The 26,575-nt window shown below is 59.3% G+C and carries 27 protein-coding genes and 1 tRNA gene; 6 read left to right on the top strand and 22 right to left on the bottom strand.

The genetic code is table 11. From position 1 onward, the window contains the following. Positions 1 to 62: 62 nt before the first annotated feature. From ACR0E6_RS15725 to ACR0E6_RS15755, 7 genes are all read right to left on the bottom strand, one after another. The gene (locus ACR0E6_RS15725) at positions 63 to 941 is read right to left on the bottom strand and encodes a CopD family protein (RefSeq protein WP_170624441.1); all 879 of its coding nucleotides are present in this window, start codon (positions 939 to 941) and stop codon (positions 63 to 65) included. Next, positions 938 to 1,282: a copper resistance CopC family protein gene (locus ACR0E6_RS15730; RefSeq protein WP_480585030.1), complete on the bottom strand. Its 345-nt coding sequence runs from the start codon at positions 1,280 to 1,282 to the stop codon at positions 938 to 940. Before ACR0E6_RS15730 ends, ACR0E6_RS15725 begins: the two co-directional genes overlap by 4 nt. A 12-nt stretch (positions 1,283 to 1,294) precedes the next feature. Continuing rightward, on the bottom strand, positions 1,295 to 1,738 hold the full coding sequence (locus ACR0E6_RS15735; RefSeq protein ID WP_480585034.1) for a c-type cytochrome: 444 nt from the start codon (positions 1,736 to 1,738) through the stop codon (positions 1,295 to 1,297). A gap of 20 nt (positions 1,739 to 1,758) precedes the next feature. Next, complete coding sequence (locus ACR0E6_RS15740; RefSeq protein ID WP_480585037.1) at positions 1,759 to 2,094, bottom strand: DUF411 domain-containing protein; 336 nt, start codon at positions 2,092 to 2,094, stop codon at positions 1,759 to 1,761. Between the two features lie 190 nt (positions 2,095 to 2,284). Further along, positions 2,285 to 2,620 carry a hypothetical protein gene (locus tag ACR0E6_RS15745; protein ID WP_170451089.1) on the bottom strand — a complete coding sequence of 112 codons (336 nt, stop codon included), beginning with the start codon at positions 2,618 to 2,620 and terminating at the stop codon, positions 2,285 to 2,287. 209 nt (positions 2,621 to 2,829) lie between these two features. Beyond that, positions 2,830 to 3,369: a luciferase domain-containing protein gene (locus ACR0E6_RS15750; protein WP_170624435.1), complete on the bottom strand. Its 540-nt coding sequence runs from the start codon at positions 3,367 to 3,369 to the stop codon at positions 2,830 to 2,832. A gap of 64 nt (positions 3,370 to 3,433) precedes the next feature. Then, positions 3,434 to 4,024 carry a YceI family protein gene (locus ACR0E6_RS15755; protein WP_170624433.1) on the bottom strand — a complete coding sequence of 197 codons (591 nt, stop codon included), beginning with the start codon at positions 4,022 to 4,024 and terminating at the stop codon, positions 3,434 to 3,436. Positions 4,025 to 4,148: 124 nt separating this feature from the next. Here ACR0E6_RS15755 and ACR0E6_RS15760 point away from each other — a divergent pair, with 124 nt between their 5' ends. Next, entirely contained in the window at positions 4,149 to 4,730 is a 582-nt protein-coding gene (locus tag ACR0E6_RS15760; RefSeq protein ID WP_170624431.1) for a TetR/AcrR family transcriptional regulator, read from the top strand. Between the two features lie 392 nt (positions 4,731 to 5,122). Here the strand turns inward: ACR0E6_RS15760 and ACR0E6_RS15765 are convergent, their stop codons facing one another. Beyond that, the gene (locus ACR0E6_RS15765; protein ID WP_480585041.1) at positions 5,123 to 5,893 is read right to left on the bottom strand and encodes a TIGR01458 family HAD-type hydrolase; all 771 of its coding nucleotides are present in this window, start codon (positions 5,891 to 5,893) and stop codon (positions 5,123 to 5,125) included. Between the two features lie 106 nt (positions 5,894 to 5,999). On the opposite strand from ACR0E6_RS15765, the gene ACR0E6_RS15770 reads away from it, so the two are divergent. The 4 genes from ACR0E6_RS15770 (at position 6,000) to ACR0E6_RS15785 (ending at position 11,011) form a co-directional block, all read left to right on the top strand. Continuing rightward, positions 6,000 to 6,073, top strand: a tRNA-Gly gene (locus ACR0E6_RS15770). A gap of 131 nt (positions 6,074 to 6,204) precedes the next feature. Continuing rightward, a complete protein-coding gene (locus tag ACR0E6_RS15775) occupies positions 6,205 to 8,025 on the top strand; it encodes an ABC transporter transmembrane domain-containing protein (protein ID WP_480585044.1) in 1,821 nt (606 codons plus the stop codon). Positions 8,026 to 8,185: 160 nt separating this feature from the next. Next, on the top strand, positions 8,186 to 10,075 hold the full coding sequence (locus ACR0E6_RS15780; RefSeq protein ID WP_170455014.1) for an acyl-CoA synthetase: 1,890 nt from the start codon (positions 8,186 to 8,188) through the stop codon (positions 10,073 to 10,075). A 12-nt stretch (positions 10,076 to 10,087) separates the two neighbouring features. Beyond that, positions 10,088 to 11,011: an alpha/beta hydrolase gene (locus ACR0E6_RS15785; RefSeq protein ID WP_170624424.1), complete on the top strand. Its 924-nt coding sequence runs from the start codon at positions 10,088 to 10,090 to the stop codon at positions 11,009 to 11,011. A 9-nt stretch (positions 11,012 to 11,020) separates the two neighbouring features. Here the strand turns inward: ACR0E6_RS15785 and ACR0E6_RS15790 are convergent, their stop codons facing one another. Continuing rightward, positions 11,021 to 11,857, bottom strand: a complete 837-nt coding sequence (locus ACR0E6_RS15790) for an alkaline phosphatase family protein (protein WP_170455009.1) — start codon at positions 11,855 to 11,857, stop codon at positions 11,021 to 11,023. Between the two features lie 176 nt (positions 11,858 to 12,033). Between ACR0E6_RS15790 and ACR0E6_RS15795 the strand changes: the two genes are divergently transcribed. After that, positions 12,034 to 12,531, top strand: coding sequence for a TlpA family protein disulfide reductase (locus ACR0E6_RS15795; protein ID WP_480585047.1), 498 nt, complete (start codon positions 12,034 to 12,036; stop codon positions 12,529 to 12,531). A gap of 55 nt (positions 12,532 to 12,586) precedes the next feature. Here ACR0E6_RS15795 and ACR0E6_RS15800 read toward each other — a convergent pair whose 3' ends face one another. The 13 genes from ACR0E6_RS15800 to ACR0E6_RS15860 all read right to left on the bottom strand — a co-directional run bounded on the left by ACR0E6_RS15800 (position 12,587) and on the right by ACR0E6_RS15860 (position 26,540). Next, positions 12,587 to 14,224, bottom strand: coding sequence for an ABC transporter ATP-binding protein (locus ACR0E6_RS15800; protein WP_170624420.1), 1,638 nt, complete (start codon positions 14,222 to 14,224; stop codon positions 12,587 to 12,589). Next, positions 14,221 to 15,036, bottom strand: coding sequence for an ABC transporter permease (locus ACR0E6_RS15805; RefSeq protein ID WP_170455004.1), 816 nt, complete (start codon positions 15,034 to 15,036; stop codon positions 14,221 to 14,223). Before ACR0E6_RS15805 ends, ACR0E6_RS15800 begins: the two co-directional genes overlap by 4 nt. Further along, the gene (locus tag ACR0E6_RS15810; RefSeq protein WP_170519884.1) at positions 15,033 to 15,989 is read right to left on the bottom strand and encodes an ABC transporter permease; all 957 of its coding nucleotides are present in this window, start codon (positions 15,987 to 15,989) and stop codon (positions 15,033 to 15,035) included. Before ACR0E6_RS15810 ends, ACR0E6_RS15805 begins: the two co-directional genes overlap by 4 nt. A gap of 15 nt (positions 15,990 to 16,004) precedes the next feature. Continuing rightward, on the bottom strand, positions 16,005 to 17,588 hold the full coding sequence (locus ACR0E6_RS15815; protein WP_170455000.1) for an ABC transporter substrate-binding protein: 1,584 nt from the start codon (positions 17,586 to 17,588) through the stop codon (positions 16,005 to 16,007). A 238-nt stretch (positions 17,589 to 17,826) separates the two neighbouring features. Continuing rightward, positions 17,827 to 18,930, bottom strand: a complete 1,104-nt coding sequence (locus tag ACR0E6_RS15820) for a glycerate kinase type-2 family protein (protein WP_480585050.1) — start codon at positions 18,928 to 18,930, stop codon at positions 17,827 to 17,829. Next, complete coding sequence (gene dtd / locus ACR0E6_RS15825) at positions 18,930 to 19,367, bottom strand: D-aminoacyl-tRNA deacylase (RefSeq protein WP_170519891.1); 438 nt, start codon at positions 19,365 to 19,367, stop codon at positions 18,930 to 18,932. The genes ACR0E6_RS15820 and dtd overlap by 1 nt, the downstream gene beginning before the upstream one ends. Before the next feature lie 32 nt (positions 19,368 to 19,399). Then, positions 19,400 to 20,116 carry a nitroreductase gene (locus ACR0E6_RS15830; RefSeq protein WP_480585053.1) on the bottom strand — a complete coding sequence of 239 codons (717 nt, stop codon included), beginning with the start codon at positions 20,114 to 20,116 and terminating at the stop codon, positions 19,400 to 19,402. Between the two features lie 30 nt (positions 20,117 to 20,146). After that, positions 20,147 to 21,235 carry a TFIIB-type zinc finger domain-containing protein gene (locus tag ACR0E6_RS15835; protein ID WP_480585056.1) on the bottom strand — a complete coding sequence of 363 codons (1,089 nt, stop codon included), beginning with the start codon at positions 21,233 to 21,235 and terminating at the stop codon, positions 20,147 to 20,149. Between the two features lie 39 nt (positions 21,236 to 21,274). After that, on the bottom strand, positions 21,275 to 22,423 hold the full coding sequence (locus ACR0E6_RS15840; protein WP_170634070.1) for an SPFH domain-containing protein: 1,149 nt from the start codon (positions 22,421 to 22,423) through the stop codon (positions 21,275 to 21,277). A 22-nt stretch (positions 22,424 to 22,445) separates the two neighbouring features. Beyond that, positions 22,446 to 23,402 (bottom strand): DUF2927 domain-containing protein, encoded by a 957-nt coding sequence (locus ACR0E6_RS15845; protein ID WP_170454988.1) that lies wholly within the window; start codon positions 23,400 to 23,402, stop codon positions 22,446 to 22,448. Positions 23,403 to 23,414: 12 nt separating this feature from the next. After that, on the bottom strand, positions 23,415 to 24,605 hold the full coding sequence (locus ACR0E6_RS15850; RefSeq protein WP_480585059.1) for a toxic anion resistance protein: 1,191 nt from the start codon (positions 24,603 to 24,605) through the stop codon (positions 23,415 to 23,417). A gap of 30 nt (positions 24,606 to 24,635) precedes the next feature. Then, positions 24,636 to 25,550, bottom strand: coding sequence for a 5-bromo-4-chloroindolyl phosphate hydrolysis family protein (locus ACR0E6_RS15855; protein ID WP_170519899.1), 915 nt, complete (start codon positions 25,548 to 25,550; stop codon positions 24,636 to 24,638). A gap of 174 nt (positions 25,551 to 25,724) precedes the next feature. Beyond that, the gene (locus ACR0E6_RS15860; protein ID WP_480585062.1) at positions 25,725 to 26,540 is read right to left on the bottom strand and encodes a pseudouridine synthase; all 816 of its coding nucleotides are present in this window, start codon (positions 26,538 to 26,540) and stop codon (positions 25,725 to 25,727) included. Between the last annotated feature and the right edge of the window lie 35 nt (positions 26,541 to 26,575).

The following is a 26,575-nucleotide window of genomic DNA, read 5'->3' on the forward strand; positions in this document are numbered from 1 at the left end:
TGGCAGCGCTAAGCGGACCTTCGTAGCAAGGCTTTGCAGTTCCGGCATCAAACTATAAGCCGTCAGAAGTTGATAGGAGGTGTCGTCACACTGGTCAGCGTCGCCGTTGCAAACAGGATAAGGACAACGGCCAACATCTCCATTGAAATCGACCGCCTGAGTGAAGTCGTGGCACTAGGTTCTTTGGCCCTGAGAGCCGGAACAAATCTCAGCTTGTTCAGCGCCGCGAGGCCAAGAAGGGCAGAAACGATCACGACCTTGGCCAAAAGTACCAATCCATAGGCCGTTCCGAACAAGTCGGCCACAGTGCCCGAAAGCAGCCACGCGAGCGCTGCACCCGCAACAATCAGGACGGCAACTCCATAAGCAGCGACATTGCCAAAGTGGCGCAATAGATCGGCCCCATTAGGAGTGAGCGCCGCTTTGCGCAAAGGCAGGAGAGCACCGACCCAAAACGCGGCAGCCAGTAGATGCAAAACCAGCAAGATTGCGAGAGCCGCCCTGGGCTGTCCGAGCGAGTGTCCCACCTGAGCAAAGGAAATCGCTATGGCAAGGCTGCCCGCCAAAGCAATCCATTGCCCGGCACGGGGGAGTAGGATTGCCAATATCGCGAATTCACCCACCGCTCGCCAAATCGCGGCGGTGCCAAGCGGACTGTCCCAAACAAAGCCAAGCATTATTGGGTCCGTCGCGCCATCAAAGCCCATCCCGGATATCCGCGCCGCTCTGATGCCGAAACGTAGAGCGAGCACGGCGAGACCGAGAAGCGCCGCACCGACCGCGAGTTGACGTGCAAGGCGCAAAACAGATGCCTCGGCGCGCTTGGCAAAGAGGACCGTGAATAGGACGCTACCCATCGCCAACAGCGCCGCACCGTAGCCAAGTGCCTTCGCCAAAATGGCCAAGACGACGACACCATCTATAGGGGCCAGTCCGATCACTCAGCGACCGTGAAAGAAAAGCTGCCCTGCATCGGGTGACCGTCTGAAGCCATACCTCGCCAGTCGAAGCGGTAGCTTCCGGGAGCAAGCTCCTCCAAAGGCATAGCCCGGAATTCCGTGTTGGGGTCCATACCCGTTTCGCGTTCAATTTCGACGTCGCCATCGGGTGAGGTCAGCGTGACCGAGATGATGCGCATCGGATCATCGAACCGCATGGAAAGCTCTGGCACGTCAGTGACAGTCGCGCCGTCTGCCGGCGTCGTATCTTCGGACTTGGAATGCGCTGCCGCAAGTATTGGAGCCATTGCTACGACCAAGCCGAGAAGAGTTTGTTTGATCATCTGAGTTTTCCTCTATTCGGATTGGGCATTCAGCTCGTCGTGGTACTCACGAAGGTCATTGGGCCAGGTTGACTTGATAAAAGAAAGAACCGCTAGGATTTCGTCATCGCCGAGCACACTTTCATAGACCGGCATACCGGTTGGGGACGCATTTTCCATCAGTCCGGCCAGGCCAAATTTGGTCAAGGTGAAGAGCGTTTCATCATCGTGGTGCCACGTATGCCCTGTGGCGTCGTGCGGCGGTGCCGGTAGCAAACCATCCTCGCCGCGTATCTGCCAGTTTGGCTGTCCTTCCAGGCGTGCTCCGTGGCAGGCAGCACATTGGTCCGCGTAGATATCTTGGCCAGTTGCGACCAGTTCGGCGTCATCCGGCCTCAATAGACCGACGGCCTTAGAGGGCTGGGCCAGAACGAAAGCTAGGGCGAAACCGGCGAGCGCAAGCCCACCGGTGACCAAGAGTGTTGTGCGCCCTAGCATCAGGTGTGGAACGGCAGTGCGTTGCCAGCGCGGTAGTATACCGTACCGGCTCCAGCCTCTCCCCCAAATGCAATGACGTCGTAACGGGCGGACGGATCGTCGCCCATACCAGGGGAGCCCATTGGCATGCCAGGAACGGCAAGCCCTGTAATGTCAGGCCGATCCTTCAACACGGCTTCCAGTGCTTCGAACGGCACATGGCCTTCAAAGACATAACCATCGGCTTCAATGGTGTGACAGGATGCGAGGTTCAGCGGGATACCCCGCGCTGACTTCTGTGCCTCGGGGTCGGTCAGTTCCTCAACGGTTACGGCGTTGCCACGTGCGCGAGCCAAGTCGGCCCACGCGTGACAACATCCGCAACCTGGTGAACTGAGCACGTGCATTGGGGTGCCTGCACGGACGGGAAGAGCTGTCGCGATGAGAGCAGTTGCAGACATTGTGGTGAATTGACGACGTGTGATCATGTCTGTCGGTCCTTTGATGTGAAATTTGAACGGAATGCGGGCGAGCGCCCGTTGCCATTCAGGCTTTCGGAGGACCGGTGGGAACACCCAGTGCGAGGCCCGAAAAATCGGCTCCAGCGTGCGTCACACCACCCACTGAGATCACCAATGGAGCAATAGGCGAAATCCCCGCCGTGGCGACGAGATCACCAAAACAGGATGTTGAACCCATGCCGCTGGTGGTGTCGCAACAATCCGCAACAGCTTTCTCGGCATTAGCCAACGGATCGTCGTCCGCCATTTGAGCATGATGACCAGAATGATCCGATCCATGGGTCAAGCCATGCTTCACGGACGCTGCGGATGCGCCAGAGAATGCAACAACAAGAAGTATCGACAGGACCAGGCGAAACATACCAAATACCTACTGGGGGCACGTGGTTTTGACAAGTTACGAGGATGGGTCGACGCAAACGATCCTAGTTGCACCCATTATGGGTGCGCCACATCTCTGGATCATGTCCGTCCGGAACAGCGGAACATGGATCACCTGAAAGTCCGGTACAACTGAATTTTGACTGATCTGCGTATTAGTCAGCAACGGCAAGGTCAGCAGAGAGGCGTTTAGCCTAAGGTGTTTCCGGTGATGAAGGTGTACGAACTTTCGACCAGGCCGATGACGACATCCAACTCTTCTGGTGTGGTCGGAGTATAGATCATGACAAAGCCACTCCATCCGGGACGTTGATTGGCCCAAGGGTGTCCTACGGCCCAGCCAGCCTCAATTGCCCGTCGGGCCATTGCGGGGTGCAGCGAAGCGTGCAAGCTGCCATCAGGATGCATATGCGCAAACTCAAACCCACCGACGATAGAGTTCGGTTGAGACATCAACATGTCAGGATCAAGCTGAAAGCCAATCGCGCCAGGTAATGATATGCGTGTTGGGCCAAGTGTGACCCCTGGGAATTGCGCAACACGCTCCAGCAATAGCTTGGCCAAATCGGCATCAATTTCGACACCAATCTGTGTATGGGGTACGCCGCTTGTCGTTTCGGGACTGGGCGAGGTGCGCTCCGGCAAGGAGCGCTCTTGTGCGGATACCATCGGGCACATCAATGCCACCGCTGTCGCGGCAGCCGCCAGTAGTTTCAGGAACACATTCATTTGTTGTCAGCCGGTCAAAAGTTAAGAATGAGCGCTCGGTGCCATATCAGTTCCCTTGCACACATCATTCAGCCTTTAACGCTTCGACATTGATCAAGACTGCTATTTCGTCGCTCACCGCAGGTGCAAACGCCCCAAGTCCGAATTCAGACCGCACGATAGTCGCCGTGGCTGCCAGCCCCAAGGTCGGCGTGCCCTCCTTTTCGCCAAAAGGGTATGGCGCTGATTTGTTAAGCGTTGTTTCCAGAACAACAGGTTTGGTGACGCCATTCATGGTCAGGTCGCCAGAAATATTCGCGGAATTGTCCCCGGTCACTTCAATGCTGGTTGAGGCGAAAGTGACCACGTCATCGTCACTCGCGCTAAAAAAGTCATCGGACATGAAGTGTTGCAAACGGGCATCCCAGCCCGTGATCATGGATTTTATAGGCATAGACACTGTGACAGATGACGCAGACGGATCATCTTCATTGAACTCAATCTCACCGCTAAACCCTGAGAACATTCCAAACGTTTCTGAGAATCCGATGTGGTCGTAGCTGAACAGTACCTGGCTGTGCCCGGGGTCCAGCTCGTACGTACCACTCTCGGACAATGCGGTTGTCGCGACCATCGATAAGAGTACCGCTAGCGGGGTTGCTGCCACTTTGAACATTGATACGCTCCCATTTTGACAAGACGTGTTCGCGGAATTGAGTATTGAGCTTTAGTTTTTGGCTGGCAGTACTTTTAGAACAAAATGTTCTACTGTGCAACAAGATGTTCTATAGGAGGGGTGATTGAAAGAAGATCCTAGGCTGATCGCCACACGGCAGGCCGCGCTTGATGCGGCGCAAAGGATACTGATGGATGAGGGCGTGCTGCACGTAACTCATGGCGCAGTTTCGAAGGCAACTGGCATTTCGCGCAGTACACTTTACAGGCACTGGCCAGATGCGCGCAGTCTGCGTGATGCAGCATTCCGGCGCATCGCAACACCGCCAAACATACCGCCCAAAACCGATGGCCCGCTACGATCTGACCTGCGCTGGTTACTCGGTGTACTGATGGGAGCCTTAAATGACACACCGTGGGGCCAAATCGCGCCTCAGGTGGTCGCTGCTGCGTCCACCGATGCAGAAGCGCGGTTGGTAATCACTGAATTCATGAAAGACAGGTTCGCAAGTGTTGAAGCAGTATTTGCAGCCGCAATAGACCGCGGTGAGATAGCCGCGGATGCACCGGTTGACCAGCTCATAGAACTAGCAATCGCTGCACCCTACTTCCGCAAGCTCATACGTTACGAGGCACTGGACGAAGAATGGTTGGACAGACATGTCGATCTGCTTTGCAGTATCGCGAAAACCAATTCGGGACAGTGACCATTGCCTGACTTTGCAATCAAAGCGACCAGCAACGGACGCGAGAATACGGCAGAGCATCAAATCATGATCAATGGCATGTTCAGCCAGTTCCTAATAGCGGCTGCTCCAAATGGTCTTGGCAAACGTTTGCCATGATTGTCCGCCGAAGATTGCAAAGTCCGCTTTCTGCACATATAGCTGCCGGTCGTGAGACACAGTGCTGGTAGCGCAGCGAACGGCAGCTTGGTGGCCAAATTGCGGCCCTGTTTGCAGTGTTCTATGACTCATTCGCATCGCCGCAGCATTGGAAGATTCAACGGCGATTGCAATGAATATGGATGCCGAACTATGATGCCTGCGCACTTTCTGAATGCGGTATCGTTGCTGCAAAATGATCTTCTTGTCGTCGGTTAAACGGTTCTGTCTAAAATCTGCCTAGCAGCGGAGAGTATGGAGTCTTCTGTTGATGACGGTCGCGGCTGATGTTGCGCCTCATCTCCAGCTTGATACTTTCCCGTTCGGAGAAGAATGGCGGCTCCCAATCCTGCTTTCAAAGCGCCCGCGATATCGTTTTCGGCATCATCGCCGACCATTGTGACCTCCGCAGGGTCTCGTTTCATACTGTTGGCGGCGGCGTGGAAAAAGGCAGGTGCGGGTTTGCCGAACAGAAGTGCCTTTGTCCCGCTCGAATACTCGAGCGCCCGAGCAAATGCGCCCGCATCCATGCTGAGTTCGCCATCTGCATCACGAAAGATCCTGTTGGACGCTAAAGCAAGAAAAGGCGCGCCATCTTTTATTAGATGAAAGGCAGCGTTCAGCCTTTCATAGGTGAAGTAGGGACCGGCATCTCCAACTATGACCGCGCAAGGACCTGACCTCCGGCAGGTCGCAAAGTCTTCCTCCAAATCTGGATGGATTAGCAGATGCGGCGCGTATCCGTTCTTTTCAAGCCAGGAACATGCGGCGGCCGCCGGTGTCATGACCTCGACTGATGATGCGTCTATTCCAAACCCGCGAAGCTTGTCCAAAATCGCACGCTTTGGTCGGCGGGTTGAGTTCGTTAGGAACCGGATCGGTAGACCCGCGTTTCGCAGGCTCGAGACCGCTTCGGCAGCACTCGGCAGCGGTTGGTCACCCTGATACAGAACTCCAGCGATATCGAGCAAAACGCCGCGCGCCATACCAGCCTCGCACAATCCAAAACAGCTTTTATTGAGGTCAAATTGACCCGCTGATAGTTCACCCTTGACGCCCACTTGGCCATCACATAGGAAGGCGAAACCTTGAGCGGGTATAGCTTAATGGTAAAGCCCCTGCCTTCCAAGCAGGCTATGTCGGTTCGATTCCGTCTACCCGCTCCAGTTGTTTCCCCTTAAATTTCTGCGTCAAATGGCCCTGTCGGACCAGCAATCAACTGGGTCCTGCTTGACCCCGGATGCCGCTGCCGCCAAGAAGCATGGACCCAGCAAAGTTCAGGAAACAAGGGCCCCACATGGCAAGACGGACTGAAACCAGTCAACCGACCGCACCGGCACCCGGGGCCAGCGAGGAACGCGCGACCTCTAAGAAAATCGGCGTGCTGCGGGCGCTCTGGCCGTTTATGCGGCCTTACAAGCTGTTGATGCTCGGTGCGACCCTGGCCTTGATTCTGACGGCGAGCATGACGCTGACCCTGCCGTTGGCGGTGCGCCGCGTGGTGGACAATTTCCGCATTCAGGATGGCGAACTGCTGGATTGGTATTTTCTGGCAGCACTGGTTATCGCGGGCATTCTGGCTGTTGGAACAGGTATCCGCTACGCGCTGGTCACACGCTTGGGTGAAAGGGTCGTGGCCGACATCCGCAAGGCCGTCTTTGACCGTGTCATCGGCATGAGCCCCGAGTTTTACGAACGCATCATGACCGGCGAAGTGCTCAGCCGGATCACCACCGACACGACTCTGATTCAGTCGGTGCTGGGCTCGTCCGTCTCGATTGCCCTGCGCAACTTGCTGATGTTTGTCGGTGGTCTAGTGCTGATGCTATTGACCTCGGCCAAGCTGACCGGGCTGGTTTTGTTGCTGATCCCGGTGGTCATTGTTCCAATCCTGGTTCTGGGCCGCCGCTTACGGGCAATCAGCCGCGAGAATCAGGACTGGATTGCCGCGTCCTCGGGCAATGCGGGTGAGGCCTTGGGCGCGGTCCAGACAGTTCAGGCCTTCACCCACGAACAGGCCAGCCGCGCACAGTTCGATCAGATGACCGAGACATCCTATGTCGTCTCGCTGCGACGCATTCAGACCCGCGCGGTTCTGACGGTCATCGTCATCTTTCTGGTCTTCTCGGGCATCGTCGGGGTGCTGTGGATGGGGGCCAACGACGTGCGAAACGGGGTCATGACCGAGGGCGTTCTGATCCAGTTCGTGATCTACTCGATCATCATGGCAGGCTCGGTCGCCGCCCTGTCCGAAATCTGGAGCGAACTGCAGCGCGCCGCTGGCGCGACCGAGCGTCTGGTCGAATTGCTGCATGCCGAAGACACGGTGACTGACCCGGCGCAGTCCAAGTCGCTGCCTTTGCCTGTTCGCGGTGAGATCCGATTTGAGGACGTAAGCTTCCGCTATCCCGCAAGGCCGGATGTGGTTGCGCTGGACAACCTGTCCTTGCAGGTGAAACCGGGGGAGACGGTTGCTTTTGTGGGCCCCTCAGGCGCGGGCAAGACCACCGTGATCCAGTTGATCCAGCGGTTCTACGATCCAAATGCAGGGCGTGTTCTGATCGATGGCGCAGACCTGCAGGATCTGGATCGGGCAGAGTTTCGGACGCATATGGCGCTGGTGCCGCAGGATCCGGTGATCTTCGCCGCCTCGGCGCGCGAAAACATTCGGTTCGGCCGTCTGGACGCCTCGGATGCCGAGGTCGAGGCTGCCGCGCGGGCCGCTGCCGCGCATGAGTTCATTGCGGCTTTGCCCGAAGGCTATGACAGTTTTGTAGGCGAGCGCGGCGTGATGCTGTCGGGCGGTCAGAAACAGCGCATCGCCATCGCCCGCGCCATCCTGCGCGACGCGCCGGTTCTGCTGCTGGACGAGGCGACCTCGGCCCTGGATGCGGAAAGCGAACGCGCGGTGCAAGGTGCGGTGGATCAGATGCGGGCGGGGCGCACGACGCTGATCGTGGCGCACCGCCTGGCAACCGTGAAAAAGGCAGACCGGATTGTTGTGTTGGAGGCCGGGCGTATCGTTGCGCAGGGCACCCATGACGATCTGGTGGCACAGGATGGCCTGTATGCCCGTCTGGCGCGGCTGCAATTCACCGACGGGGTCGCTGCGGAATGAAGTGACGTACCGAAATTCCCGGTTCCGCCGCAGCGTCATTCTACATTTTGAGCATTTTCGTCGCTAAGCGCTTGCTTGCGTCGGCAAGGTTGTGATCCCATCTTAGGACGGATCATAACCGCGTGTGGCGCGCGGGAGATTATAAGACGGGAGGAGCCACATGGCCTTTGTTGGGCTGGAAGACAAAACGCGTGTTGAACAGGAAATGCCGTGGGAGGATCGTGACCTGCCGGTTACGTTTCATCAATTGCTGTCACGGACAGCCGGGAAATTTCCAAATCACAACGCAGTCAGTTTCCAAATATTTTCAGGCCCCAATGACAAGGCCGAAACGCTGACGTGGTCGGACCTTCTGGGACAGGTCAATCAGGCGGCGAACCTGTTCCGCTCGCTTGGAGTTGGGGAAAAGGATGTGGTGGCTTATGTGCTGCCCAACTGTAACGAGACCCTGGTGACCATGATGGGCGGTGCCGTAGCTGGGATCGTGAACCCGATCAACCCACTGCTGGAGCCCGAGCAAATCGCAGCGATTCTGCGTGAGACGGGTGCCAAGGTCGTCGTGACGCTGAAGTCATTCCCGAAAACGGATGTGGCGCAAAAGGTGGAAGAGGCCGTTCGACACGCGCCCAAGGTCAATACCATTCTGGAAATCGACCTGAACCGCTATCTGACGCCGCCCAAATCGTGGATTGTTCCTCTGTTGCGTCCGAAGATGGGCGACAAGGAAAAGCTGGCCCATGCGGATTACAAGAACTTCAACAAAGAGCTGGCCAAACAACCGAAGACGCTGACCTTTGAGGACAGCAAGGAAGACCGCGTCGCTTGCTATTTCCACACCGGCGGTACGACAGGTATGCCCAAGGTGGCACAGCACAAGTATTCCGGCCTCGTCTACAATGGCTGGTTGGGTCATACGCTGCTGTTCGATGAAACTGACGTCATCATGTGCCCGCTGCCCATGTTCCACGTCTTTGCCGTCCACGTCATCATGATGGCGGCCGTCTCATCTGGCGCTCATGTAATCTTCCCGACACCGCAAGGGTATCGTGGCGATGGCGTATTCGACAATTTCTGGAAACTGATCGAGCGTTGGAAGGTCAGCTTCATCATCACGGTGCCCACGGCAATCTCGGCCAAGATGCAGCGCCCGGTAGATGCGGATATTTCCTCGGTCAAAACCGCCTTCTCGGGCTCGGCGCCGCTGCCGGTTGAACTGTTCCGCCGGTTCGAGGAAGCCACCGGCGTTACCATTGTGGAAGGCTATGGCCTGACTGAAGCCACCTGTCTGGTGTCCTGTAACCCCGTGGATGGCGAGAAAAAGATCGGCTCGATCGGTATCCCGTTCCCGTACACGGATGTCAAAATCCTGCAGGACGGCCCCGATGGACCCAAGGAATGTGCAGCGGATGAGATCGGAGAAATCTGTATTTCAAACCCGGGCGTCTTTGCGGGCAACACCTATACCGAAGCCGACAAGAACGTGAACCTGTACCACTATGACAAATACCTGCGTACAGGTGACCTGGGTCGTTTTGACGAGGACGGTTATCTGTGGATTACCGGTCGTGCCAAGGATCTGATCATCCGTGGCGGTCACAATATCGACCCGGCCGAGATCGAAGAGGCGCTGTTGGGTCACGAAGCCGTTGCCTTTGCCGGTGCCATCGGCCAACCCGATGCGCATGCGGGCGAAGTGCCTTGCGCCTTTGTCGAACTGGTCGAGGGGGCCTCGGTCACCGAAGAGGCTCTGATGGAGTTCTGCAAGGTGCATGTCCACGAACGCGCGGCACAGCCCAAGCATATGACCATCCTGTCGGAATTGCCCAAAACTGCCGTCGGCAAGGTGTTCAAGCCTGATCTGCGCAAACATGCCATTACCCGGATCTACAACGGTGCGTTGGAAACGGCAGGCGTCGATGCGCGCGTGGTCTCGGTCATTGACGATAAGAAACGCGGCCTAGTCGCGCAGCTTGACGCGAACGGCGCGTCAGAGGACGATGTCAGCAAAGTGCTGGGGTCGTTCACCCGGCCATGGGAGTGGGCTGCCTGACCGGGAGGGAACATGGATTATGAACGTCTGATTGATGAGGAAACTTGGGCGTTCATAAGACGCACGGCGGAAAGCTATCCTGACGACGCGGTTGATCTGTCGATTGAGGATCAGCGCCGGGTTTATGACACGATGTGTCAGGACTTTCGCCAGCCCCGCCCAAAGGGTGTTGAAACACAGGACAGGCGCGCCGATGGCGTGCCTGTTCGCATTTATACGGCCGGAGATCCCACCCGGACTGTGGTCTATTTCCACGGCGGCGGATTTGTTGTTGGCGGGCTGGACAGTCATGACGACGTCTGCGCCGAGATCTGCGCACAGACAGGGTATCGAATCGTGGCGGTGGATTATCGGCTTTGCCCCGAACATGTGCACCCGGCGCAGTTTCAGGATTGCCTGACTGCGGTGAACTGGGTCGTGTCGGAATTCGGTGACCCTATGGTTCTGGCCGGTGACAGTGCAGGCGGCAATCTGGCCGCTGCGGTCGCCCATCAGCTTCGGGGGCAGGGGGCGGAAATACTCGGCCAGGTCCTGATCTATCCGGGTCTGGGCGGCGACAACTCGAAGGGTTCGTATGTCGAACACGCCCACGCGCCGCTTTTGACCCGCGACGAGATTCTGTTTTACGAGAATGTCCGCTGTGGCGGCCCCGCCCCGCACGACGATCCGACCTACGCGCCGCTTCACGACAGCGATTTCTCGGGCCTGCCACCGACCGTTGTTGTCACCGCGGATTGCGACCCGCTGCGTGATGATGGCTCGACCTATTGCGAACGTATCTCTGCCGCCGGCGGGCAGGCGCACTGGATCAACGAGGCGGGCCTGGTCCACGGATACCTGCGCGCCCGAACCTCGGTCAAACGCGCGGCGGACAGTTTTGAGCGCATCTCTGTCGCGATCGAGGCTTTGGGTCAGGGCATCTGGTCTTACGACTAAAGCCCAAGATCACGTCAGGAACGGTTTCCCCTTCATGGTGTCCGCAATTGGGGCGCCCATACGGTTCAGGATCGTGGGCGCCAGTTGCACCTGTTCAATTACCGCGTCCGCGTCGGGCCCGGTTGCATCCCCGAAATAATACAGCGCAGTTTCCTGCTGCAATGGCCCACGCCCGCCGTGGTGGCCGCGTTCATCCTGACCATGATCGGCGGTTACGATGACGTCATAGCCCAATTGCCGCCAACGCGGGATGAAGGGGGCAAGCATTTCATCCGCGACAAAGCAGGCGTGGTCCATTTCCTCGCAATCATGGAAGAAGCGGTGGCCCATACTGTCCAGCGTGCAGGTGTGCAGAATGCCGTAATCCAACCCAAAGCGCAGGCACAGGTTGGTCAGGGTCGCATACAGATCGACATCCGACGGGGTCATCTGATTGGCGCTGCCGTAGCCGGTCATGGTGTGGAACCGACCGTGGTTGATGGTCATGCTGTCCGGCTCGTCATATTCAACATCGCGGACGTAATCGAACGGGTGGCGGTTGAAGAATTGCGACCAATAGCTGTGGGTCACGGCTCCGGTCACGCCACCAGCTTCGCGGACCTGACTGAACACGTCCTTATGGCTCAGGCGGAAGACGTTGCCGTTGCCGGTACAGCCATGTTCCTGCGGCGTCACACCGGTATGGATCGAGGCATAGCAACTGGCCGAGGTCGAAGGCAGCACGGCGCGCAGTTTCCAGACCTTTGCCTCGCCACTGTCGACCCAGCCTTCCAGATTGCCGAACAGGCGACGGAAGTTGCGCCAGGGAACACCGTCCAGAATGATGAGAAGGAGTTTGCGGTCCATGTCAGGCGTCCTTTGCTACTGTTGATGCCTGTTTGACGCGCCGGGCCGTGCCGGGCAATGCGAAAAACGACATGTTGCCGGTCGAAGGCGCGTTGAAGCCGATGCCGCGATTGTGAGGTCGCCTGACCGCGCGAACGCATATGCTTCTGACCAGGCGAAAACACTCGGGTCGAACCATGGCTAAGGTCTCAAAACGAAAAAAGGCGCAGATCGAGAAGGCGAAAACCGCTGCGGCACAGGGCGCGTCGCGTCGCGATGTTCTGAGGCTGGTGCGCAATGGTGCAATCGCTGCGGCAGTTGTGGGCGGCGGTGGGTTTTTCACGATACGATCCGTCCGGGCAATGCAGGCCGAGCATGACCTGACGCGGGTCGGGCAAGGCAAACCGGTCGTGGTGCAGGTGCACGACCCGCAATGTTCGACCTGTACCGCGCTACAGCGCGAAACCCGCAAGGCGATGAAGCAGTTCGGGGAATGCGATCTGATCTATCTGGTCGCGGATATCAGCCAGCAGGACGGGGCCAGATTCGCAAATCAATACGGCGTGCCCCATGTGACCCTGTTGCTGTTCGATGCCGAAGGCGGGTTGCGCCAAACCTTGCAGGGGATGCGTTACCGGGATGAACTGAGGCAGGTTCTGACCAGACACCATCAACGCTATGGCCAGAAGGCATAGCCCAAAGGAAAACCGGCGGGCCAACGACCCGCCGGTTTCTTTTTGAAGCCCCGGATCAGTTCCCGGCGCTTTCCATCTTGCGATGGGCGACAACCTCTTCCAACCAGCCCAGATGCATCTCGGGCACCGAGCTGAGCAGCAGGTCGGTATAGTCGTCGAACGGCGGGCTCAGCACCTGTGATTTCGGGCCATAGCGGACCACGCGCCCCTGATACATCACCGCAATGCTGTCGCTGATCGCGCGGACCGTTGCCAGATCGTGGGTGATGAACAGATAGGCCACATTCTCGATCTTCTGCAGGTCGAGCAGCAGTTTCAGAATGCCATCCGCCACCAGCGGATCCAGCGCCGAGGTGACCTCATCACAGATGATCATCTTCGGTTTGGCCGCCAGCGACCGCGCAATACAGACACGCTGTTTCTGACCACCGGATAGTTCTGCCGGATAGCGGTCGATGAACTTTTCGCCCAGTTCGATCTCGTCCAGCAACTCGATGATCCGTTTGCGCTTTTCCGCGCCACGCATGCCAAAGTAGAACTCCAGCGGGCGGCCAATGATCGTGCCAACGGTCTGACGCGGGTTCATCGCCACGTCGGCCATCTGATAGATCATCTGCAACTCGCGCAGATCCTCGCGGGTGCGGCCCTTGAGGTCGGACGAAAGCTTGCGACCGGCAAAGGTGATCTCGCCATCGCGTGGCGGCAGCAGGCCGGTGATCACCCGCGCCAGTGTGGACTTGCCCGAACCGGATTCGCCCACAACCGCCAGCGTCTGCCCCGGATGAAGCTCGACGTTGACGTTGTGCAGCACGTCGAAATTCAGCCCCTTGTAGCGCGCGGTGATGCCGTCGACGGTCAGCACCGGATCCGGCGTGGGCTGTTTCTCTTCATGCTCAATCGAACGGACCGAGACCAGAGCCTGCGTGTACTCTTCCTTCGGGTTGTTGATGATCTGGTCGGTGTCGCCGTATTCGACCGTATTGCCCATCCGCAAAACCATGATGTCATCGCTGACCTGCGCCACGACCGCCAGATCGTGCGTGATATACAGCGCGGCAACGCCGGTATCGGCAATGGCTTCCTTGATGGCCATCAGAACGTCGATCTGGGTGGTCACGTCCAGCGCGGTGGTGGGTTCGTCGAACACCACCAGATCAGGCTCGGGGCACAGCGCCAGCGCGGTCATGCAACGCTGTAGCTGACCGCCCGAGACCTGGTGCGGATACCGATCCCCGATATTGTCCGGATCGGGCAGGCCCAGCTTGGCGAACAGTTCACGCGCCCGGCCTTCGGCAACTTTGCGGCTGAATTTCTTCTGCTCGACCGCTGCTTCAACCACCTGATCCATGATCTTTTTGGCCGGATTGAAGGACGCGGCGGCGGATTGGGACACATAAGTGACCTCACCCCCGCGCAGTTTGCGAATATCGCCATGGGACGTTTTCAGAATGTCACGTCCGTTGACCCAGACCTCACCGCCGGTGATCTTCACGCCACCCCGGCCATAGGCCATCGAGGCAAGACCGATGGTGGATTTGCCGGCCCCGGATTCGCCGATCAACCCCAGCACCTTGCCGCGTTCGAGGTCGAAATCGACCCCGTGCACGATTTCGATATCATGAGGCTTTTCGCCCGGCGGGTACACCGTCGCGCCAATCTTCAGCCCGCGGACTTTGAGAAGCGGTTCACTCATCCCCGGCCTCCTTTCAGCGATGTGGTGCGGTTCAGGACCCAGTCAGCCACAAGGTTGACCGAGATTGCCAGCGTCGCGATAGCGACAGCGGGATAAAGCGCCGCGCCGATGCCATAGACGATGCCGTCCTTGTTTTCCTTAACGATGCCGCCCCAATCCGCCAGCGGCGGCTGGACGCCCAGTCCCAGGAAGGACAGGGTCGAGACAAACAGAACCATGAAGATGAAACGCAGGCCCAGTTCAGCCACCAGCGGAGACAGGGCGTTGGGCAGGATCTCCCGGAAGATGACCCAGACCTGGCCTTCACCTCGCAGGCGGGCGGCCTCGACATAATCCATGACGGCGATGTCCACCGCGACGGCGCGTGCCAGACGATAGACGCGGGTCGCATCCAGCAGGCCCATGACGATGATCAGAACCGGAATGGTGACCGGCACCATGGCCAGAACCACCAGCGCGAAGATCAGCGACGGGATCGACATGATCAGGTCAACGGTCCGCGACATGACCTGATCGGCCCAGCCCCCCAGCACAGCGGCCAGAAAGCCCAGAACCGAGCCGGTCACAAAGCTTAGGATCGTTGCCGCCGTGGCGATAAAGATCGTCGTGCGCCCGCCATAGATCATACGGCTGAGAAGATCGCGGCCAATGTTGTCGGTGCCCAGCCAGAATTCTTTGCTGGACGGCTCCCACACGTCGCCGACCACTTCGGCCATGCCGTAGGGTGCCAGCAGGGGCGCGAACAGGGCGATGATAAAATACAGTACTGTGAAACCCAGCCCGATCATTGCAGAGATAGGGATGTTCTTCATTTCGGATGCCTCAGCCTTGGGTTGGCCAGAATGGCAACGATGTCTGCAATCATGTTCAGTCCGATATAGATGGCCGCAAAGATCACCCCACAGGCCAGAACAACGGGCACGTCACGTTTGGTCACATGGTCCACCAGATACTGGCCCATGCCGGGATAGACGAACACCACCTCGACCACGACGACGCCAACGACCAGATAGGCCAGATTCAGCATCACCACGTTCACAATCGGCGCAACGGCGTTGGGGAAGGCGTGACGGTAGATGACCTGAAAGTTGCTCAGGCCTTTCAGTTCGGCGGTTTCCACATAGGCCGACTGCATCACGTTCAGGATGGCGGCGCGGGTCATGCGCATCATATGCGCCAGCACCACCAGGGTCAGAACGATGACCGGCAACGCGATCGAGTTCAGCTTTTGCCCAAGGGACATGCTGTCGTTGATCATTGCCAGCGGCGAGAACATACCCAGTTTCACGGCCACGAAATAGACCAGCACATAGCCGATCAGGAACTCGGGGATCGAAATCGTCGTCAGGGTGACGGCCGAAATCATCTTGTCGGGCCAGCGGTTCCGGTAACGAACAGCCAGAAGGCCCAGGAAAATGGCAAGCGGCACCGAGATAATCGCGGCCCAGAACGCCAGGAACAGAGTGTTGCTCAACCGGCTGCCGACGGATTCGGCAATATCAAGCTTGTTTGTCAGGGATTGGCCCAGGTCACCTTGTACGATGCCACCCAGCCATTCGAAATAACGGGTCAGGGCCGGACGGTTTAGGCCCATTTCCTCGCGCAGGTTCGCCAGCGCCTCGGGGGTTGCGGATTGGCCGAGAACCGCTTGCGCAGCGTCCCCGGGAAGGGCTTCAGTGAGGCCGAAGATCAGAGCCGATGCACCGAAGAGAAGCAGGAGTCCCAGCGCAAGGCGCTGGGAAACCAGTTTGATGATGGGATGCATTATCCGGGGTCCGTATTATGCGAACCACAATTTGCGCGAAACCTGACCGTTCATCAGCTCGCCGTTCGGGTCGGTTTCCCATCCATCCAGCGTATTGCTGGAGGCATCGACAAAGTTGTTGAACATCGGGCAGATCAATCCGCCTTCGTCACGCACCATCATACCCATCTGGCTGTACAGGCCCTTGCGCTTGTCAGCGTCCAGCTCGGCCCGTGCGGCAAACAGCAGATCGTCGAACGCCTGTACCTTGAATCGCGTGTCGTTCCAGTCTGCGGTCGACAGATAGGCGGTGGCATACATCTGGTCCTGAACCGGACGACCACCCCAGTACGAGGCGCAGAAGGGCTGCACGTTCCAGACCTCGGACCAGTAGCCGTCATTGGGTTCACGCTTGATCTCAAGCGGGATACCGGCCTGTGCAGCGGTTTGCTGGAACAGCGATGCGGCGTCCACGGCACCGGGGAAGGCCCCATCCGCAACGCGCAGAACAATGGGTGAGCCGTCATGGCCGGACTTCTTATAGTGCTCTGCCGCTTTCTCGACGCTGAACTCGCGCTGGGCGATTGTTTCATCGAACAAAGGATACGCCGCATTGACCGGCATGTCGTTCCCGACAGAGCCATAGCCACGCAGAACCTTGTCGACCAGTTCTTCACGGTTGATCGCGTATTTCAGCGCGGTGCGCAACTCGTTGCTGTCAAACGGGGCCGTGTCGCAGTGCATGATGAACACATAATGACCGCGGCCCGGTGTCGACTGGACCGTGATGTTTGGCGCGCGGCCCAGCAAGTCGGCAACCTTCGGCTCGATCCGGTTTGCAAGCTGAACCTGTCCACCCTGAAGCGCAGCAGTCCGTGCAGTCGCATCATTGATCACAACGTTTTCGACGCTGTCAAAATGGGCGTCGTCATTCCAGTAGTTGGCAAACTTGGTGAACAGGTGGCGCACGCCGGGTTCGTCGACTTCAACCTGGTATGGACCTGTGCCGATACCGGCGGCTGGGTTGTCCATGCCTCCATCGGGCTGAATCACAAGGTGATAGTCCGACAACAGATAGGGAAGGTCGGCGTTTGCTTCGGTCAGAGTAACCTGAAAGTTGTCGCCATCGGCCTTCATAGATTCGATGCCCTTCATGATGCCTAGGGCACCGGATTTCGAATCTTCGTTCGAATGGCGTTCCATGGTCTTCAGTACATCTTCGCTGGTCATGGTCTTGCCGTTATGAAACTCGACCCCCTGACGCAGCTTGAATGTCCAGACCTTGGCATCCGCGCTGCCTTCGACGCTTTCGGCCAGACGTGACTCGATCGTGCCGTCGGGTGCAACTTCGACCAGCGTGTCCCCAAAGTGACGCCCGTTCATGTACGGAACCGAGCTTGCATAGGTTGCCGGGTCCAGCGAGTTGGTGGACTCGCCGCCCTGAAGACCCAGTTTCAGATCGCCGCCTTTTTTCGGGCCTGCCGCCCGTGCAGCATCCGCGAACATTGTGCTGGCCATTGCCGCCGACACACCCAAGGCCGCAGCTTTCCCCATGAATTCGCGGCGCGTGAGTTTGCCCGCAGTGACCTGGCTGGCCATGTGCGTGAGTTGTTCGTTCATTTAGTGTATCTCCCTGTTGAGTGATGTGTGCCCCTGAGGGGCTTATTATTGACGCATGAGTCAACGTTGGCGTATTTCCGGCGACCGGGCAAGTTTTATTGTTCCGCGTGCATTGATGTCAGACGCAATCATATTTCCTGACCGCGGGCTGGCAGAGTTTCGTTTCGGCGGTGCTATCCGTAGTTCATGAAACAAAAGTGACGGGCTGATCCCGAAAGGTAGCATACAAAGCGTCAGTTCAGCCTCGGATTGCGACAATCAGGTCCATCACATTGGTACCTGTCGGCCCGGTCACCAGCAAAGCGTCCGCCTGTTCAAGGAATGTGCCGCTGTCTGCGGCATTCAGCGCCTGCGCGGCCCCCTCTGCCCAGGTTGCACCTGTGATGACACCCCCGGCGGCGTTCGTCGGGCCATCGGTTCCGTCCGTTCCGCCCACGACAACCACCAGATCTTCGAGGCCCGAGATCTCTTTTGCCAGCGCAAGCGCAAGGGCCTGATTGCGCCCGCCACGACCCGGAGAGTCCGGCAGAACAACCGTCGGCTCGCCACCAAAGACCATTGCGCCGGGTCCCATATCCCGCAGGCTCTGCCCGACATAGGTCGCAACCGCCAGATAGTCATCGTGAAGCGCTTCTTCATTGGCATGAACTTGCAGACCGGCTGCCTGCGCGCCCTTGGCTGCGGCGTCGCGGGCATGTGCATTGGACGCGATGATCCGGGTGCTGGCATCAAAGTCATATGTCTGGGGCAGCGAGCCGATACCGGATCCGATGACGTTCAGATCGTCCCCCGGCACGTCCGAGATCGCCAATACCGTGGCCTTGCCGCCCTTGAAATGCGACAACAGCCCACCGCATTTGACTCGCGACAGTTTGCGCCGTTCGGCATTCATAGCGGTGATGTCCAGCCCTTCGGCCAACAACTGACGGTTCAGGGCCGCAAGGTCCTGCAAGGATTTACCGGGCACAAGATCCTCGGCCAGCGAGGAGGCGCCGCCTGACACCAGAAGCAACAGATGCGATCGCGCTGCCATCTGCTCCACCGCTTCCCGCAGGGCGCGGCCCCCGTTCAGGCTGCGTTGATCGGGCACGGGATGAGAGGCCTCGATCACCTCAACCCCATCCGGCAGATCGCGCCCGTGATCGTCCTTGGTTACCACAAGGGTTGGAACATCCCCGAACTGATCCAAGGCTGCCCGCGCCATGGCGGCGGCGGGTTTGCCCACAGCCAGGATGCGGTCGGGTCGGGGAACACCGGGCAGAGCCGCTTTTGTCGCCGTGTACCCATCAACCGCCGCCACACCAGCCCGCCAGTATTCGATTGCTTGTTCGGTACGCGTCATCAGTTTTCCATCCAGATCGTCACCGGCCCGTCATTGACCAGTTCAACTGCCATATCCGCCCCGAATTGCCCCGTTTCCACCGGGATACCATGCGCGGCGAGGTCTTTGGCAAAGGCTTCATACAAGCGTTCCCCGACATCCGGCGGGGCCGCCGTGGAAAAGCCGGGGCGGTTGCCGCTTGTGGTATCAGCCGCCAGCGTGAATTGACTGACCACCAGGGCCGATCCGCCACTATCGACCACCGAGCGGTTCATCTTGCCCGCTTCATCCTTGAAGATACGCAGCCGGGCTATCTTTGCGGCCAGTTTCGCGGCCTGACCTTCGTCATCTCCCTGCACGGCGCAGACAAGGATCATCAGGCCGGGGCCGGACTGCCCGATAACAGACCCATCCACCGAGACCCTGGCATGTGAGATACGTTGTATGACTGCGCGCAAAGCTCTCCCCTTCGGTATTTTTACCTGCCGGTTTAGCCGCGCCAGTCGACAATGTCACCCAATGCGGCCCGGTCGGTGCGAAAACTGTTCGCCGGGTGATCGGCATCGGCATAGCCGAACGAGATCGCGCACAGGATCAACCGATCATCAGGAATATCGAAATACTTGTGCAGGAAGGGGCTGTAGGCTGCGACTGCCGCTTGCGGGATGCTTGCAACCCCAAGCGCCTGCGCGGCCAGCGTGAACGCGGTGACGAACCCGCCGCTGTCCATTGCGCCATAAGGCCCAAGTTCGGCCGGGCTGGACAGGATCGCGCAATGGGGGGCACCGAACAGGGCATAGTTTTCCATCATCTGGCGCGCCGATCCCGCCCGGTCGCCATGTTCGACGCCAACGGCTGCGTACAACGCCCAGCCGCAGGCGCGCCGTCGATCCTGATAGACGCCGGAATAAGAACTGGGGAAAGCAAGGTCCGGAGCAGGCGTTCCGGTTTCGACTTCATCGCGCAGCGCGCGGCGGAACCGGTCCGTTTCCTCTCCGCTTGTGATCACCAACTGCCAGGGCTGCGCATTGCACCAGCTGGGCACTTGTGAGGCACTGGCAACGATTTGCTCGATATCCTGTTGTGGCACCGGGTCCGGGCGAAATGCCCGGCACGAATATCGATCCGTCAACAATGTGTTCAACGCGGATAGTGTCACGGCGATCTTCTCCTTCCCGGCAATCGCGCCGAAGATGACCGCCGCCATCAGGATGTGCAAGGGGCTGGTTTTGCGCCGTTACTGCTGACCGGTCGCCATCAGGTAGCCAGCAACAGCTGCCACCAGCAGGCCCAGAACCACGGCAATCGTGATCTTGATCGCCGACCAGGGGCGTTCGCCCTGAACGCGCCCGGTGCGCCCATTGACGACAAAGCGATAGGTCTCGCCCCGGTATTTATAGGCCGCCATCCAGACGGGCAGCAGAATGTGCTTGAACGTGACATCGCCCACGTCGGTTTCGACCGAATGAATGCGCTGACGGTCGCCGCCGATATCAAACCGCACATCCCGTTCGATCACACGTGCCATGTGCTGACGCGCTTCGGCGTACCCGTCTTGCAGGTCCACCGTGTAGGCCTCGGCCCGGAACCCGGCCAGATATTGCGGCTGATAAGGTTCCAGCGCAGGCAGATCCCACGGCTCCAGCGCGTCCGTATACGCCTTGGGCAGGGACCGCGAGGCCAGCACCAGCACATCGTCAAAACACCGTGCGACCCGACCGGATTTGGGGGTCCAGCGCACCTTGGGAACCTGCTGCTGCACGCGCTTCCCGTCACGCATCACGGTTCGGGTTTCGTAATAGACCACCCCACGCTCGCCGCGATAGCTGGATTTGGTGTCGGCGTCGAACGTCCAGTAAGGGACATAGATTCCCTGCATCTTACGGCCCTTGCGCGCATAGTCCTGCAACCCGTTGGGGGCGAACCACAACCGACCCAGCCAATCGTTCATGGCGGTGTGGGCGGTCCGTTCGTCCAGCGCAAACGGCAGAACACCCTTGGGCTTGATATGACGGTTCACGCCGGTATCCGTCACCACGGGGGTGGCACAGAACGGGCATTCGGCGGCGTGGGTGTTAGGGTCGAACTCGACCTGAGCGGCGCAGTTGGGGCAGGACAGAACCCGCGTTTCTTCGATCTCGCTGTCGGGCAGGCGATCGGCAATGGCGGCGTCAAAGTCCAGCTCGCGCAGTTTCGCACCGCCCCAAGGGCCCGCGCCGATGGGCTGGGCATGCCCGCAATGGTCACAGGTCAGCGTGCCATCACCGGGATTGAACCGATAATCCGCGCCGCATTGTTCGCAGGGAAAGCGGTGTTCTTCGTTCATGTCAGAGCCTTGCACATTTGACTCGTCCGCCCGTTCTGGTCACGCACCCGGCGGTGGGGGCGGCAGAATGGTAAACAGCTGCGCCAGTTCCTGCACCTCGCCCGCTTTCTTCCAGCCGTCCTGACCGGCAGTCCAGACATGGGTTTCGCGGGTCAACTGCCCTTCGCTGGCCATGCGTCCCATTTTGGCCTTTGAAAACGGACCGCTGGTCTGTCCGTCCACCGCGATGTGCCAGACATGTTCAACGGGAGGTGGGGGCGGCGGCGCCGCATGTGCTGCCGGTTGTGGGGCAGCGGGGGCGGGCGATCCCCACGGGCCGCGCGGCTGACCCGCTGCCATGTTCGCCATCTGCTGCGCCATGGCCATTCCCATTCCCATGCCCAGACCGGCACCCATGCCGCCACCCTGACCGGGGTTGTTCGCCGCCGCTGTCATCGCCTCGGCTGCCGAATATTGGGTGAACTTGCCCAGATCCCCCGCCAGCCCCATCGAGGTGCGCTTGTCCAAAGCGGCTTCAACCGCTGGCGGCAGCGAGATGTTCTCGATGTAGAACTCAGGCATGTCCAGCCCATAGCTGTCCAGTACCGGAGACACCTCAGCTGCGATCAGCTTGCCCAGATCGGCGGTGTTGGCGGCCATGTCCAGAACCGGGATGCCGGATCCCGCGATCACGCGGCTGAATTCCTGCACGATGATGTTGCGGATCTGAAAGCTGATCTCGTCCATGGTGAATTCACCATCGGTGCCGACGATCTCGACCAGAAACTTGGCCGGGTCCTTCACCCGCACGGTATAGGTGCCATAGGCCCGGATGCGCGTTGGGCCAAATTCCGGATCGCGCAGCATGATCGGGTTCTTCGTGCCCCATTTCAGGTCGTTGAACCGGGTGGTGTTGACGAAATACACTTCGGATTTGAATGGCGATTGAAAGCCGTGATCCCAATGCTGAAGGGTCGTCAGGATCGGCATATTGTTGGTCTCAAGCATATAAAGACCGGGCGTGAACACATCCGCCAACTGCCCTTCATGCACAAACACCGCCGACTGACCCTCGCGCACGGTCAGCTTGGCACCGTATTTGATCTCGTGCCCTTCACGTTCGAACCGCCAGACCATCGTGTCACGGGTGTCGTCCACCCAATGGATGACATCAATGAACTCGCCTGTCAGAAAATCGAAAATTCCCATCTGGGTTCTCCTGTCCTTGGGGTCAGAGCGGCTGACCCATCAATTCGCGTGCAATGATCCTGACAACAGGGCGGGCCTGATCGACGGATACCCCGGGTTGAAGCCGCGGATCGTAGAGCATTTGCAGCAGTTTCTCATCATGACTGGTCAGCAGGGCAAACTCGTCATCATCGTTGAAGATCGAAGGCCGCGCGGCGGGGCTGTCATTGGACAGGCCAAGGCCTTGCGCAATTTCTTCATGGATACAGCTTAGCCGCACCAAATCTGGCAGTTCCGCGCGGATCAAAGTGACCGCGCGCACGTATTTGTTGGGCGAGGATGTGGTGGCCGAGGCAAAGACAAAACAATCGAAATTCGCGCGCGGATTGGCGACCAGTTCCAGCGAGGCCTGACTGATATTCGGGATCAACTGCCTGAGGCGGGACACCACATAGGCGCTATCATCCTTGCCGGCGAAGAACACGTGAAAATTGGCCTTGCGGCTGACAGTCGAAACCGGGTGCCCGGTCAGCCGCGCCAGACGGGCGGCATAAGACTGCACATCCGCTGCATCCTTTTCCCGCGTGGCGGGCAGGACCGAAGGGCCAAACTCGGTCTGGATGCGCACAGGCCCATCCCAGCGGCTTAGCTGGCCATCGGTCTGGCGCGATCCCAGTGAGACGCTGTGGTTCGGGTATTCGCTGTAAAACGCAATCGTCTCGAAATTCCGGGTCAGATCGTCGGCGTCATACGGCGCGTCAGGGCCGCCGCCATCTGTCCGCAACAGGCCGCGCGTCAGCAGATCGCGTTCGACGCGCTGATAGAACCGGGCCAGGTCCTGACTGGCGGCTGAGGGCGGTACATAAGCGTTGGCCGCAGGCGGCGGCGCTGCGGGGCGCGGCGGAGGCACGACGGCGGATGTCAGGGCTTCCTCACAGCCGACCAGCGCCAGCAGCGCGATACCCCCAAGGGCCAGTTTGACAGAGTTCAAAGGCCGCACGCCCAGTCCACCTTATCCCGGAATAGCCGTTCCTGCATTGTCGCCGGTCCCGTCGCGCCGCGCCTTGGCGGCGGCAAGCGTATCGCGCAGTTCGGTCTCCATCTTCTGCAACTCCTGCTCGGCGGCGGCGCGCTTGGCCTTGCCTTCGTCGGCAATGGCGAGGCTTTCGTTGATCGTGCCGATCAGGTCGGCGTTGGCCTGTTTGACAGCCTCGATGTCGAAGACGCCGCGTTCCATTTCCTCACGGATCATCTTGTTGCTCTCGCGCAGATTGGCCGCGTTCGAGGTCAGCAATTCGTTGGTCAGGTCATTGGCGTCGCGCACGGCGGCTGCCGCCTCGGCGCTGCGCTGGATGGTGACGGCCTGCGCCAGTTGGGTTTCCCACAGCGGCACCGTGTTGACGAGGGTCGAGTTGATCTTGGTGACCAGCGACTTGTCATTCTCCTGCACCAACCGGATCGAGGGCAGCGACTGCATCGTCACCTGACGGGTCAGTTTCAGATCATGCACCCGACGTTCCAAGTCGTCGCGCGCCGCGCGCATGTCGCGCAATTCCTGCGCTTTCATAACCTGTTGATCTTCGGGCGCGGCCTGAACTTCGGCCTCTTTTTCCGGAATATCGTGGCTGTCCAACTCGGTCAGCTTTTCCTCACCCGCCGCGATGTAAAGCGCCAGTTCATCATAGAACCCCAGCGTTTTTTCATAAAGCAGGTCGAGCGATTTGATGTCTTTCAGCAGCGTATGCTCATGGCTCAGCAGATCGTCCGTGATGCGGTCGATCTGGCCCTGAACCTCTTCATATTGGGCGGTGAACTTGGCAAAAGGCGCGGCCTTGCCCAGCAGCTTTTCCCACCAGCTCCGCTCGCGCCGTACGTCCAGTTCACTGACCGAGAAGCCCCGGATCGTGGTCACAATATTGCGCAGGCTATCGCCAGCGGGGCCTACATCCTTGTTGCGCACATCGGCCAGCATGGCCTGGCTGATTTCCTGCAACTCGGCTTGCGCAGACGACCCAAAGGACACGATCGAGTTGGTGTTGCCCATATCGATCTCTTCCATGCGCTTGCGAATCTCGGCGCTGACCGGTTCGTCGGCTTCCTCAAGCGAGACAACCTCGGCCATCGGTTCGGGCAGCGCCACGGCGGTGACTTCCTGCACCAGAGTTTCGGCCTCGACCGCCTTGTTCTTGATCTCATCGGACATGGGGATGTTCCTCGCTCAATTTTTAGCCGGTCAGTCCAACCGGACGCCTTCGCGTTGCAGCCTGTCGCGCAACACGTCAATTTCGACCGTCAGATCACTGCGGTCATCCAATAGCATCTTGCGCGTGCGCGCGGCGAAATTCTGTTCAAGATCGTCCAGCAAGGCGGAATAATCGGCCAGCGCCTGCCCGTCGCGGGTGCGGGCGTAAACGTCTGCGAACTTGACCGTCGCATCGCGCGCGCCCTGCAGGTATACGGTCAGATATTTGCGCGCCCCGGCCAGATCGCGGGGGTCCTCTTCGACCGTGCGGAACAGATCGCGGGCGGTATCCTGAAACCGTTCAACCCGCGCCTCGACCCGGCGATCACCGGCGCGTTTGATCGCATCCGTCATTTCGGACAGGTGTTTTTCAGCATCATCGACCACACGGGCCACGCGATCCTGCTGGAATGTATCGACGCCTTCCATGCCTTTGTCCTTCATCGGGTCCAGCCCGAACGACACGGAATGCAAAACGGCTGCGGCAACTCCGAACAGCACGGGCGCCAGCAGGCTGACCTGTCCGGCGGTTTCGGCATCCAGATACTCGGTCCGGTACGCAGCCAGCGCGGTGCCAAGACCGGTCAGAACACTGGCAAAAATCTTGCGTGGAAAGGCCGGGCGGCGGGCGGTTTTGCGTGAATGATACGCGGCCTCGGCCCGCAACCCTTCGCGCAGCAGAAACGCGGCAGCGGTCAGCAGGCCCGCCGCAACCAGGCCGATGGTCATGCCAATCGCGCCGTCGTTCAGAGACAGGAAAACCAACGGGATCGCAGGCAGGAACAGAATATTCGCCCGCGCACCCGCAGGTTCGACCCGTGCGCCATCAAACTGGCCGCGCGGCAGCGGCGCGTCGGAAGGAGACTCACCCTGAGGGCTGTATTTGCCGCCAAACCGCTTGGCCATGCTCATAGTCCCCCCAGCAAGCCGGTGCACACGCCCAGCATCAGGACCAGCAGGACCACATAGGCCAGTTTTTGCACTCCGCTCCCGGACATTGCGCCCCCCAAATAGCAGCATTCCCAGAAAATTTAAGGGATGCGCAGGCTTGGCGCTAGGGGGAAGGTTGCCAAACCCGCGTCACTTGCGGGGTTTCTTGCCGATCGGTGGTCGTTTTCTTTGCGGCCGCGTGGCGCGTTTGGCAGTGCCTTCGGGTTTTGCGTCACCATCCAGGCCCAACTGATCGCGCATCACGCGGCGGCGCACCTCTTCCACCTGACCGGGTTTCAAATCGCCTAGCTGGAACGGGCCGTAAGAGACACGCAGCAACCGGTTCACGGTAAAGCCGATATCTTCCATCGCCCGCCTGATCTCGCGATTCTTGCCTTCGCGCAGTCCGATGGTCAGCCAGGCATTCGCACCTTGCTGGCGATCCAACGAGACGGTCATCGGCTGGAACCGCTCACCATCAATCACAAGCCCTTTGCGCAGGGGGGCGAAATCTTCTTCCTTGGGCCGTCCGTTGACCCGCACGCGGTATTTGCGCAACCAGCCGGTCGAGGGCAGTTCCAGCTTGCGCTTGATGCCGCCGTCATTGGTCAGCAGCAGCAAGCCTTCGGAATTCAGGTCCAACCGCCCGACGGACATCACGCGCGGCATATCCTCGGGCAATTCGTCGAAAATCGTCGCGCGGCCCTTTTCGTCCTTGGTCGTGGTCACCAGCCCGGTCGGCTTGTGATAGAGCCACAGGCGCGAGGGTTCGGGTTCCGAGACCGGTTTGCCGTCCACGGCGATCCTGTCTTTGGCGGTCACGTTCAGGGCCGGGCTGTCGATCACCTTGCCGTTCACGCTGACGCGGCCTGCTTCGATCATGCGTTCAGCCTCGCGCCGCGAGGCGACGCCTGCACGGGCCAGCACTTTGGCGATCCGGTCGCCGGGAATAGAGGTATTGCTCATGCCCCCGGCCTTACCCCATCCGGCCCGCTTGCGAA

The sequence above is a fragment of the Ruegeria sp. AP12 genome (assembly GCF_056540025.1).

Excerpts from the sequence above, each read along its gene's own strand:
- ACR0E6_RS15765 (WP_480585041.1), bottom strand. The coding sequence starts at position 5,893 with ATGGCGCGCGGCGTTTTGCTCGATATCGCTGGAGTTCTGTATCAGGGT.
- ACR0E6_RS15820 (WP_480585050.1), bottom strand. The coding sequence starts at position 18,930 with ATGACGCGTACCGAACAAGCAATCGAATACTGGCGGGCTGGTGTGGCG.
- ACR0E6_RS15750 (WP_170624435.1), bottom strand. The coding sequence starts at position 3,369 with ATGAATGTGTTCCTGAAACTACTGGCGGCTGCCGCGACAGCGGTGGCA.
- ACR0E6_RS15830 (WP_480585053.1), bottom strand. The coding sequence starts at position 20,116 with ATGGCGGCGGTCATCTTCGGCGCGATTGCCGGGAAGGAGAAGATCGCC.
- ACR0E6_RS15805 (WP_170455004.1), bottom strand. The coding sequence starts at position 15,036 with ATGAAGAACATCCCTATCTCTGCAATGATCGGGCTGGGTTTCACAGTA.
- ACR0E6_RS15800 (WP_170624420.1), bottom strand. The coding sequence starts at position 14,224 with ATGAGTGAACCGCTTCTCAAAGTCCGCGGGCTGAAGATTGGCGCGACG.
- ACR0E6_RS15840 (WP_170634070.1), bottom strand. The coding sequence starts at position 22,423 with ATGGGAATTTTCGATTTTCTGACAGGCGAGTTCATTGATGTCATCCAT.
- ACR0E6_RS15790 (WP_170455009.1), bottom strand. The coding sequence starts at position 11,857 with ATGGACCGCAAACTCCTTCTCATCATTCTGGACGGTGTTCCCTGGCGC.
- ACR0E6_RS15810 (WP_170519884.1), bottom strand. The coding sequence starts at position 15,989 with ATGCATCCCATCATCAAACTGGTTTCCCAGCGCCTTGCGCTGGGACTC.
- ACR0E6_RS15755 (WP_170624433.1), bottom strand. The coding sequence starts at position 4,024 with ATGTTCAAAGTGGCAGCAACCCCGCTAGCGGTACTCTTATCGATGGTC.
- ACR0E6_RS15835 (WP_480585056.1), bottom strand. The coding sequence starts at position 21,235 with ATGAACGAAGAACACCGCTTTCCCTGCGAACAATGCGGCGCGGATTAT.
- ACR0E6_RS15855 (WP_170519899.1), bottom strand. The coding sequence starts at position 25,550 with ATGGCCAAGCGGTTTGGCGGCAAATACAGCCCTCAGGGTGAGTCTCCT.
- ACR0E6_RS15850 (WP_480585059.1), bottom strand. The coding sequence starts at position 24,605 with ATGTCCGATGAGATCAAGAACAAGGCGGTCGAGGCCGAAACTCTGGTG.
- ACR0E6_RS15785 (WP_170624424.1), top strand. The coding sequence starts at position 10,088 with ATGGATTATGAACGTCTGATTGATGAGGAAACTTGGGCGTTCATAAGA.
- ACR0E6_RS15795 (WP_480585047.1), top strand. The coding sequence starts at position 12,034 with ATGGCTAAGGTCTCAAAACGAAAAAAGGCGCAGATCGAGAAGGCGAAA.
- ACR0E6_RS15745 (WP_170451089.1), bottom strand. The coding sequence starts at position 2,620 with ATGTTTCGCCTGGTCCTGTCGATACTTCTTGTTGTTGCATTCTCTGGC.
- ACR0E6_RS15780 (WP_170455014.1), top strand. The coding sequence starts at position 8,186 with ATGGCCTTTGTTGGGCTGGAAGACAAAACGCGTGTTGAACAGGAAATG.
- ACR0E6_RS15775 (WP_480585044.1), top strand. The coding sequence starts at position 6,205 with ATGGCAAGACGGACTGAAACCAGTCAACCGACCGCACCGGCACCCGGG.
- ACR0E6_RS15730 (WP_480585030.1), bottom strand. The coding sequence starts at position 1,282 with ATGATCAAACAAACTCTTCTCGGCTTGGTCGTAGCAATGGCTCCAATA.
- ACR0E6_RS15860 (WP_480585062.1), bottom strand. The coding sequence starts at position 26,540 with ATGAGCAATACCTCTATTCCCGGCGACCGGATCGCCAAAGTGCTGGCC.
- ACR0E6_RS15815 (WP_170455000.1), bottom strand. The coding sequence starts at position 17,588 with ATGAACGAACAACTCACGCACATGGCCAGCCAGGTCACTGCGGGCAAA.